The sequence below is a fragment of the Deinococcota bacterium genome, from assembly GCA_030858465.1.
Lineage (GTDB): Bacteria > Deinococcota > Deinococci > Deinococcales > Trueperaceae > JALZLY01.
Genome location: JALZLY010000148.1, coordinates 1 through 9,996 on the forward strand (window position 1 = coordinate 1; position 9,996 = coordinate 9,996).

Annotated in this window: 9 protein-coding genes; 5 read left to right on the top strand and 4 right to left on the bottom strand. The window is 61.2% G+C overall.

Annotated features, from left to right (window positions below; genetic code table 11):
• Both M3498_07000 and M3498_07005 read right to left on the bottom strand, forming a co-directional pair.
• Nucleotides 1-800 (bottom strand): beta-propeller fold lactonase family protein (locus M3498_07000; protein ID MDQ3459030.1); only part of this gene is annotated, 800 nt, incomplete at its 3' end.
• Nucleotides 797-1,603: a rhodanese-like domain-containing protein gene (locus tag M3498_07005; GenBank protein ID MDQ3459031.1), complete on the bottom strand. Its 807-nt coding sequence runs from the start codon at nt 1,601-1,603 to the stop codon at nt 797-799. The genes M3498_07000 and M3498_07005, both read right to left, overlap by 4 nt.
• Nucleotides 1,604-1,910: 307 nt before the next feature.
• Between M3498_07005 and M3498_07010 the strand changes: the two genes are divergently transcribed.
• From M3498_07010 to M3498_07030, 5 genes are all read left to right on the top strand, one after another.
• Complete coding sequence (locus tag M3498_07010; GenBank protein MDQ3459032.1) at nt 1,911-2,528, top strand: DUF1684 domain-containing protein; 618 nt, start codon at nt 1,911-1,913, stop codon at nt 2,526-2,528.
• Nucleotides 2,529-2,694: 166 nt separating this feature from the next.
• On the top strand, nt 2,695-4,158 hold the full coding sequence (locus M3498_07015; GenBank protein ID MDQ3459033.1) for an ABC transporter substrate-binding protein: 1,464 nt from the start codon (nt 2,695-2,697) through the stop codon (nt 4,156-4,158).
• Between the two features lie 104 nt (nt 4,159-4,262).
• Nucleotides 4,263-5,027 carry an ABC transporter permease gene (locus M3498_07020; GenBank protein ID MDQ3459034.1) on the top strand — a complete coding sequence of 255 codons (765 nt, stop codon included), beginning with the start codon at nt 4,263-4,265 and terminating at the stop codon, nt 5,025-5,027.
• Nucleotides 5,028-5,030: 3 nt separating this feature from the next.
• Nucleotides 5,031-7,118 carry an ABC transporter ATP-binding protein gene (locus tag M3498_07025; GenBank protein ID MDQ3459035.1) on the top strand — a complete coding sequence of 696 codons (2,088 nt, stop codon included), beginning with the start codon at nt 5,031-5,033 and terminating at the stop codon, nt 7,116-7,118.
• The gene (locus tag M3498_07030; protein ID MDQ3459036.1) at nt 7,111-8,055 is read left to right on the top strand and encodes an ABC transporter permease; all 945 of its coding nucleotides are present in this window, start codon (nt 7,111-7,113) and stop codon (nt 8,053-8,055) included. The genes M3498_07025 and M3498_07030 overlap by 8 nt, the downstream gene beginning before the upstream one ends.
• A 427-nt stretch (nt 8,056-8,482) precedes the next feature.
• Here the strand turns inward: M3498_07030 and M3498_07035 are convergent, their stop codons facing one another.
• Both M3498_07035 and M3498_07040 read right to left on the bottom strand, forming a co-directional pair.
• On the bottom strand, nt 8,483-9,232 hold the full coding sequence (locus M3498_07035) for a hypothetical protein (protein MDQ3459037.1): 750 nt from the start codon (nt 9,230-9,232) through the stop codon (nt 8,483-8,485).
• 231 nt (nt 9,233-9,463) lie between these two features.
• A partial coding sequence (locus M3498_07040) for a Crp/Fnr family transcriptional regulator (protein MDQ3459038.1) occupies nt 9,464-9,996 on the bottom strand: 533 nt, incomplete at its 5' end.

Genomic DNA, 9,996 nt, shown 5'->3' on the forward strand with positions numbered 1-9,996 from the left:
TGCGTGAAGCGCATGACTTCCACGGGTGCTCGCGGGTCCCGCACGTCGATGATGGATTCACTGCCCGCGTCCGGTCCGCCTTCGACCGGAGCGTTCTCGACGTAGAGGTAATCGCCGCGAGGGGACATCGTCGCCATGTAGGGCTCTAACGGTGCGGCGCCAAAGCGCTCCAAGGGCAAGGTCGCCACGCGCTCAAAGCTCTCAATCTCGATGACTGTTACCGTATCGCCACCCCGGTCCGGCGCGTAAGCATAACGGCCGTCGGCGTCGATGGTCAGGTCGCAGGGCTCCGCGCCTTCGTAGGTGGCGAACTCGGCGACCACCTCACCAAAATCCGCAGCTTCAGGGTCGGCGGCGAGCTTGAGATAGCGGTCTTCAAAGCGCGCTGCCACGATGAGGTAGCGGCCATCGGGTGTCAGTTCGGTGTAGTTCTGTGTGGAGCCGGTACCGACCTCCACCTCAAGTTCACCCGTCGAGAGGCGAAAGCCGAGAACGGCATTGTTGGGACCGGCTGGCAACCCCGACCAGATCACATCACGGCCAAAGTGCCAGCGGTTGGCGGGAAAGCTAAAGGCACCGGCTAGAGGCAGAGTCTGGAGGACCCCGAGCGTCCGAGGGTCAATCAGACTGACGGTCGCATCGATCCCCTCATCCGGATTGCCGGCGTTCGACACGACGATGAGCTCGCGCGCCTCGCCTTGGGCAAAGCCGATTTGCAACTGCCCGAGAGCAGCAGCACTAAAGCCGAGAGCAGACCACTTGAGGAAATCACGACGGTTCAGATCTCTTATTTGCTTCACTTGCCGGCCTCCTTTTCATGCTTCTCGTAAGCTCCCGAATCCTCCAAGGGCGTAGCGACGGGAGTGTCATGACGGTTTCCCCACTCCTCCCAGGAGCCCAGGTAGAGCCGGGGGCGAGCGATACCCAAATGCATAAGCACCGCGAAGGTATGGGCCGCTCGTACGCCGCTCTGGCAGTAGAGGGCGACCTCGGGAGCGTCACGGAGAATCTCGAGCTTCGTGCGTAACGCCGGCTCAGACTTGAGCGTAAGAGCCTCCGGTTCGATGAGATCATCCCAAGGCAGCAAGGCAGCACCAGGGATGTGCCCTGCGCGCGCGGCAAAGACATCCTGACCCCGATACTCGCCGAGGGAGCGGGTATCGAGGATGCTGAGGTTTGGGTCACCGAGCCGCTCCTTGAGTTCCTCCAAGGTGATGAGCGACTCTTGGCTCAGTTCCGGTTCGAATGGCGCTTCGACCTCATAGGGCTGGGGCGATTCCGTCGTCACAGGCAAGCCCGCATTCTGCCAGGCCTCGATGCCCCCGTCGAGAAGGTAGGCTGCGGGATGCCCGTACGCCTGCAGGGTCCACCACACATGTGCAGCATCCGCGCCACCACGCGCCCCATAGACCCCGGTAGGTTCGGCTCCAAGCCCCAACCGGCGCCACTGTTCTGCCAGCGACTGGGCATCCACGAGCTGCCGCCCCCTCTCTGCACCGGAGTTGAGGGCGCGCGCGTCCAGATTGACGGCTCCCAGGAGATGTCCCTGAACGTACATGCGTGGTGCTCGAGCGTCCACGAGACGAAAGGTGTCGGTAAGCACGGCAAGTTCCTCTGCCTTTATGAAGAGTGAGGTTGAATGCTGGTACATAAACCTGATCCTTGATCTATGCCTCGGCCGTCAGGCCAAGACACAGCATCAAGTAGTTGATGGATTTGATCGGTAAAATACTTGACAGAGCAGCAGACTATCTAAAGACAGACTATCTAAAGACAAAGACATGGCCTTGTATAGGGCTGGATGGTCAAAAGTGCATACGCGAACCGGGATCGCTACCTTCAACAAGGTCTATGTCAACCAGTCAAAGCCCTAGAATTGACGCTGCCGTTGGGGAGGTGTGTAATTGGCTGTGACCCGCTATCATCAGTTGCTCGATTACCGCCGGCAAGTATCGGCCATGTACGCCAGCGTCCGGGAGCGCGGCAGCGCCAACCTCGAGGCTTTCAGGCTTTTTCAGGCGAGACGTGATGACCTCTTCACCCTTCACCCGCAGTCACCTCTCGATGAAACGCAGCGCCGAGGCTTTCACGGCCTCTCCTATTTTCCGTACGACCCACGCTTGCGCTTCACCCTCGAGCTCGATTATGGCATGCATCACGAAACCTTTGAGGTCCAGCTCCGGGACGACGGACTCATGAGGCTGGGACGCGTAGCAAAGGTCCACATGGAAATCGCGGGGCAAGAAGTGGCTCTCTCCCTCTTCTGGATCCATGGGTACGGCGGCGGCTTTTTTCTACCGTTTGGGGACACTACCAACGGCCGGAGCACCTACGGCGGCGGGCGCTACCTTCTCGACACCATCAAGGGTGCGGACCTAGGAGGGGCGGACGGTAAGCTCGTCCTCGACTTCAATTACGCCTACAATCCGTCCTGCGCCTACAGTAGCCGCTGGGCGTGCCCGCTCGCGCCACCGGAGAATCGCCTGACGGTTCCTATTGCTGCCGGCGAGAAGGCCTTCGCGGGTTGAGTCATGTATACGGTTTGACGGTTCCCCTCCAGAGGCCTTGATACCTTGAGCGGGTAAGACAATCCTCTAGGAGGTTCTCATGCCCACCCCGTACGCCCGCCCAACCTCAGCCGCTCCCCCTGCATCCTTGTTCACGAGGCTCTTTCTGGTGGTTCTGGCAGCTCTCGTGGCTGCCTTGTTTATTGCCGGGAGTTCAGCCTGGGCCCAAAGTGGCACGCTCAGGGTGGCGCTCGAGCCTCCCGTTCGACTCGACCCGGCCTTCGCCTCGTCCGACGCCGAGGTCGCCGTTCTCAACGCCGTTTATGACTATCTCGTCGACATCGACGCCGACAACGACATCCAACCGCGCCTGGCATCCTCTTGGACAGTCAGCGAGGACGGCCTCAGCTACACCTTCGAGCTGGTCGAGAACGCCGTTTTTCACGACGGCAACCCAGTCACCGCGGAAGATGTCGTCTGGACCTTCGACCGCCTGCGCGACCCCGCACTCGAGCTTCCCACCGCCGACCTCTACGCCAACATCGACGCTATCGACGCCAGCGGTGACCATATGGTGACCTTCACGCTTATAGAAACAAATCCTTTCTTCCTCTATGACCTGAGTGACAACCACGCGGTGATCCTGAAGGCGGGCACTACGGATGCCGACACGACTTTCAACGGCACCGGCCCCTTCAGGGTGGAGAGCTACAGCGCCGGCAACCGGATGAGTCTCGTTGCCAACGATGATTACTTTGTAGAGAACCAACCTGGCCTAGCGCAGCTCGAGTTCATCTTCTTCAGCGATCAGGTTGCTAGCGTTGATGCTCTGCGTGGAGGGCAGGTGGACCTGGTCATGCGCATGCCGACTCCACTCTTCCAGACGCTACAAAACGCGCCGGGTATCGAAACCACCAACGTTCCCACGAACGCTTTTGACCTCGTCCGCTTGCGGGCTGACCGCGAGCCGGGCAATGATCTGCGCGTCCAGCAAGCCCTGAAATTGGCCACGGACAGAGGTGCTATCGTCGAGCTCGTCACGCTCGGACTGGCCGCCCCCGGTCATGACAGCCCCATCGGCCCACTTTTCAGCAATTACCATGCCGAGGATCTCGAGCCCCCGGCGCGTAACCCGGAGCGGGCTCGCGAGCTCTTAGCCGAAGCGGGTTACCCGGACGGCCTGACCCTCGACTTGCATACGCCCGACAGTGGCGACCGCCCCGACCTGGCCGTGGTCCTGCAACAGCAGTGGGCCGAAGCCGGCATCAGAGTAAACGTTATCGTTGAGCCCGAGAGCGTCTACTACGGTGACAACGGTTGGCTCGAGGTGGAATTGGGCATCACCGGTTGGGGTTCGCGGCCCATCCCGCAGTTTTACCTCGAGGTCATGCTGGCCTGTGGTGCCCGCTGGAACGAAGCGCACTGGTGCGATCCCGAGGTGGACGAACTCATTCGGCTGGCCGGCACCACTCTCGACGAGACAGTGCGCGTGCAGGCGTACCGTGACATTCAAGAGATCCTGATCGAGCGCGGCCCCATCATCGTGCCGTACTTCTTCCCGCAGTTCGGCGCTATCCGCGAAGGCTTCACGGGTTTCGAGATGAAGGCCTTTCCCGGTCGCACCGACCTCGCAGCCATTCGGGCCCCCTGACGATCTCCACGGTTTCGCCAAGCCACCCCGCACGGCACTCTCGCTGGCTGCGCGTGATCAGGATCCTCTACGCGCGGCCCTCCTCCGCGTTTGGGACCACGGTAGTGCTGCTCTTTCTGCTCTTAGCCGTGTTGGGGCCGTTGATCGTGCCGTACGGCGCAACCCAGCAGATCCTGAGCGACGCGCGCCAAGCACCCTCGTTCACCCACCCCTTCGGCACGGACCGCTTGGGACGCGATATCTTTAGTCGCGTCATTATGGGCACACGCGATATCTTCTTGCTTGCTGGGCTCGGGACCCTTCTCGCTACCTTGGCCGGCACGCTCATAGGCCTTGTCAGCTCCTACCTGGGTGGCTGGCTCGAGGAGGTCACCTACCGGCTTTTCGACAGCCTCCTCGCCATGCCGGCGCTGCTGTTGGCGCTGCTCCTGCTCGGCGCGCTGGGCCCGTCCCGCAACAGTGTTCTTATTGTGATTGCCGTCGCCTACACACCGATCGTGGCCAGGGTGGTGCGCAGCGTGGTGCTGGTGACCAAAACCAAGGATTATGTGGCGGCCGCAAGGTTGCGGGGTGAACCCGTCGCTTACATCCTGAGCAGGGAAATCCTGCCGTCGGTGCTACCGGCACTCGCCGTCGAAGCCGCGCTGAGGTTCTCCTACGCGATCTTCCTGGTCGCGTCACTGGGCTTCTTGGGTGTTGGAGTGCAACCGCCCAATCCCGACTGGGGTCTGATGGTGAGCGAAGCTCGCACGTATGTCTCGCTCACGCCGTGGGCGCTCTACTTTCCCGCGGCAGCCATCTCCCTCCTGGTGATCGGCATGAACCTGATGGCTGACGGTCTCAAGCGCGCGCTACAAGCGGGAGGTTGAGTTTTGGGACCTGCTCTCAGCATCGATAACCTGACTGTGGCCTACCGCCAGGGTGAAGGCTGGCTTGACGCCGTGCGGGAGGTCAGCTTGACGATCGAGCGGGGCCAGACCTACGGGCTCGTGGGCGAAAGCGGCAGTGGCAAGTCCACCTTGGCCCTAGCAGTGATGCGCTACCTGGGCGAGCATGGCCGGGTGCGCTCGGGAAGCATCGAGCTGGCAGGGCGCAACCTTCTGGAGTTGGGTGAGCGTGAGATGCGGAGGGTGTGGCGCGAACAGCTCAAGCTGGTGCCGCAGAATCCGCTTGCGTCACTCAACCCGTCCCAGCGCATAGGCAAGCAGCTCGCCGAAAGCCTCCCTCCTGGCCTGTTACGAAAGCGAACACGAAAGAAGGTTGGGGACCGCGTGCTCGAGCTCCTCAGCAGCGTTGGGCTAGCCGACCCCGAACGGGTAGCCAAGAGTTACCCGCACCAACTCTCGGGTGGCATGCAGCAGCGTGTGATGATCGCCATGGCCCTCGCCAGCGAACCTATGCTCCTCGTCTTGGATGAACCCACCACCAACCTGGACGCGACCACCGAAGCGACCATACTCGACCTTGTCCGTGACCTCGCTGGTGTGCAGGGAACCGCGGTGCTTTACGTGTCGCACAGTCTCGGCGTGGTGGCGCAACTCTGCGAACGGGTGGCCGTGCTCTACGCCGGTGAGCTCGTGGAGGACGCTTCCGTCACCGACCTTTACCGCCAGCCCTTGCACCCTTACACCTACGGGCTTCTGGCAAGCGTGCCAGGGCTCGGTCAGGATAGGACCCGCACGCCCCTAAGAGCGATCGCCGGCAGTTTACCGGAGCAGGATGCCCGGCCAGCGGGGTGCATCTTCGCACCACGTTGCCCTGTCGCAACCAACTTCACGCACCTGGAGCGACCGATGCTCGAAGCCCCAACCGAGGCCCGGCGTGTGCGCTGCCACCGCTGGCGGGAGATCATGGCGGGCGCCATAGATCCTAGCCAACCCTCCAATGAAGAGAGTCTCTCGCCGTCCCTTGAGGTGTCTTCGGAAGAGATGGTGCTCGAGCTTCGTGGCTTGCGCAAGCACTACGCGCTAAAGCGCACTCCAGTCGAGATCCTCCGGCAGCGCCCTCCTAAGAAAGTCCATGCTTTGGACGGCCTCGACCTGACGCTGCGGCGCAACCGGACGTTGGGGCTCGTGGGCGAGAGCGGCAGCGGCAAGTCCACCCTGGCCCGCTGCGTCGTCGGTCTCACCGAAGCCGACGGAGGCAATTTGCGGCTCCTGGGACTTCCGCTGGCCCGCGAACTGTCGAATCGCGACAAGAACGTCTTACGTCACCTACAGATGGTCTTTCAGAACGCGGACGAGGCTCTCAACCCGTACAGGACGGTCGGAGACATCCTGCGGCGCCCTCTTGTACGCTTGAGTGGCCTGAGTCACGGTGAGGCGAATGCCAAGGTCAGTACTCTGCTCCGCGCCGTGAAGCTCGATCCGGCCTACGCCCAGCGCCTGCCGGGCCAGCTCTCGGGCGGCGAGAAGCAGCGCGTGGCGATCGCTCGAGCCTTCGCCACCCAACCGGACCTGCTCGTTCTCGACGAGTCCGTCTCCGGCCTCGACGTGTCGGTGCAGGCCACCGTCTTGAACCTCCTGGGCAGCTTGCAGCTCGAGCACGGGAGCGCCTACCTATTCATCTCGCACGACCTCGCGGTCGTCAGCTATTTGGCGGACGAGATCGCCGTCATGTACCTCGGACAGCTCATGGAAATGGGGCGCGCCCAAGATGTCCTGACACCACCGTATCATCCTTACACCGAGGCGCTCCTTTCGGCCATTCCGTCCCTCGACCCCACCCGCCAAAAGCCGCGCGTTGCGCTTCACGGCGAGGTGCCGAGCCCTGTCAATGTCCCCGGTGGCTGCCGCTTCCATACCCGCTGCCCCCGCTTTCTCGGGAACATCTGCCGTGACCAGGAACCCCCGTGGCAGGTGGACGCGAGCGGGAAGCGTATCTACTGCCATATTCCTCTCTCGGAACTGAAACGGGAGCAGGAACCGATGATCGAGGAGGCGAGCGAAGCCGGTGCTTAGCTACCTCATCAGGCGCCTCGGCTTTCTCCTGCTGACGCTTCTGCTCACCTCGCTGGTCATCTTCGTCGTGACGCATTACCTGCCAGGCGACGTGGCCCGGGTCATTCTCGGGCGGGAAGCCGGAGAGGCAGCCCTGCAAGAACTCCGTCGCGCGCTTGGCCTCGACCGGCCGCTCGTGGTGCAGTACCTGAACTGGCTTACCAACTTCGCCACTGGAGATTGGGGGCATTCGTTCAGCACCGGTCAGGCTATCCGCCCGCTCGTGCTCGAGCGTCTCGGCAACTCGCTCATGCTGGCCGGGCTCACGCTCCTTTTTGCCGTACCGACGGCCATCACGCTCGGGGTGCTCGCGGCGCTGAAGCAGGACAGGCCCCTCGACGCCATCATCAGCGTCGGTTCACTCTCGGTCGTAGGGCTCCCCGAGTTCGTGACCGGGCTGGTGCTCATCCAAATCTTCGCCTTTGGCTTGGGGATCTTGCCGGCGAACGCCTCGATCCCACCTGGGGCGGGTTTTCTCGAGGTCCTGCCGATGCTGATTCTGCCGGCGCTGACGGCCACCTTGGTCCTATTCGCCTATATCGCCCGGCTTACGCGCGCCAGCGTCATCGAGGAACTCGACAAAGCTTACGTGCGCACCGCAGCCTTGAAGGGAATCCCGCGCCGCCGGGTGATCGTGTCACACGTGCTGCCCAACGCGCTCTTGCCGACCATCACGGTGATCGCCATCAGCTTCGGCTGGCTGATGAGCGGGCTGATCGTGGTCGAGAACGTGTTCAACTACCCCGGCTTGGGGCGCCTTCTCACTTTCGCGATTGACCGGCGCGACCTGCCGCTTCTTCAGGCCATTACCTTTGTAGCTGTCCTTGGTTTTGCCGTCGCCAACCTTGCAGCGGACCTAATGTACGCTTTCCTCAACCCCAAAATTCGTCTGCGGTAGGGTCTCATGGGACGGGCGGTCCAACGAAAACGCCACCTGCACCTAGCTCGGCTCCTGTTTGCGTCAATCCACCGCTCCACGCTCTCGTACCGGCGGATGCAGGAAATGCCGGAGCCCCCCAGGCTGCACAAGCAAGGAGCGCCCCGATCAGGGCGCTCCAATGAAGGGCGTTACTTCAGCTGTGCCTACTCGCTCTCGTAAGCCTTTCACTAGTCCTGGTGAGAGCGGAGGAGGCTTGTTCTTTGACGGTCATTTGGCAGTGCCATTTGGCAGTGCGGCTACAACGTTGTTCACATCCGTGATTCATACACAGAGAGCGTCCGATTGCTCGGAACGCTCTCCTCAGGGCCAACATCGAGTTTCATTTCAAGCTCAGGAATTCACTTCAAGGTTGACCACTCGAAGCCTAGCTATCCTACCCCTGACGCTACTGGGTTGAGCCTGGCACCTCGGCTGGATCACCATGCCCCGAGAAGGTCAGGACATTGCGGATGTTGGCCTGCGTGCGCCCATCCTCGAGCATGTGCGGTGATGAAATTCCCTGAGCAAGACCTTCTCCCCATTCGGGGTGACTGAGGTCGCAGATGAACATCATGCCCTTTTCAGTAGGAACAATGGCCGAGCCCGACTCGTAGTGAATGATGATCGGCTCGCCATCTGGAACCTCGATGTTGTATTCGCCAAAGACGAAAAAGGCGCCCTCGGGTACGTGGGTGCCTTCAAACTCACCGCCAAGCGTAACTCCTTCAGGATTCGTTACCTCAAGCCACCAGCCGCCGTCTCGCACAACCCAGCCTTCGCTTGGCACCGTTTCTCCCGCAACCACGTAGGCGCGGTATTCCATACGCGGATCGAGCATGAAATCGAAAAACTCAAGGCCATCTTGAGTATCAGGGTCTAGCCCAAAGCGCTCACTGAAGAATGCGAGGGCTTCGTCGCGGTTCTGCTCAACCTCAGCATCAGAACGACCCATAATTTCCCTATGCCAAAAATCGGCATCCGGCGCTTCATAGTCCGGATCATCAGGATCGAATACACCTGTACCCATGTAAACAAGCATCTTATCGAAACCGTCTGGTGCTTCGTGAGCCGCAATTCCTTGCGCGAAGCTCAATGAGGCGCTCAGCAGGAGTAGAGTAGCAATACTAGCTACTAGGATGGTCCAAATGCGACTCATTCGTGTTATCTTATTTATGGTTACCGAACTCCTTTCGAGGGTTCGTCCGATGGCCCGCGCACGATCTGGCCGGATGGCGTGGGCCTGCTTTTTTCAGTTCAGGTGCTTGTGCAACCTCACCTCCCGTCATTGAGATAACGTGATCCTGGCACGATGATGGTATGCCTTGCCGTTAAGTGCTTGACGAACTTTGGACTTTCAGTGATTTTCGGTGATGAGATCTAGCGGGGATCAGCCCTCGAGCAGCGTCTCCAGAGCGGGTGCGTGCAGGCGGTAGTGACGGTGACTGCTCTCGAGCAGGCCCTGCTTGCGCAACTCGGCCATCGCCAGTGAAACGCTGACCCGCGTAGCTCCGATCATAGCGGCGAGCTCGTCGTGGCTGAGCTCGGTGCGCAGCTCTACCCAGCCATCCTCTGAGGAGGCGCCAAAGCGCTGGCCCTGCTCGAGCAAGGCCTTGACCAGGCGCAGTTTGACGGGGGCGTACACGTCCTCGAGCTGTTGACGGCAGGCGGTGAGATACCCAACCACAAGTTCAGCGAAGACAAGCACAAACTGAGGCAGGTGCAAGCTGAGCTCAAGAAACTGCTGGCGGCTGACTGGACAGGTCACGATCTCGGTCAGGGCCACGGCGTCGGCACCGTAGTGCGCGTCTTGCGGCAAGAAAGCCTCGCCGATCAGGTCCTGCGGACCGCAAATCGCAAAGATGCGCTCCTTGCCGCCAGGGGTGAATGCCACCAGCTTGACCTGACCCTCGATGATAATGT

Excerpts from the sequence above, each read along its gene's own strand:
- M3498_07035 (MDQ3459037.1), bottom strand. The coding sequence starts at position 9,232 with ATGAGTCGCATTTGGACCATCCTAGTAGCTAGTATTGCTACTCTACTC.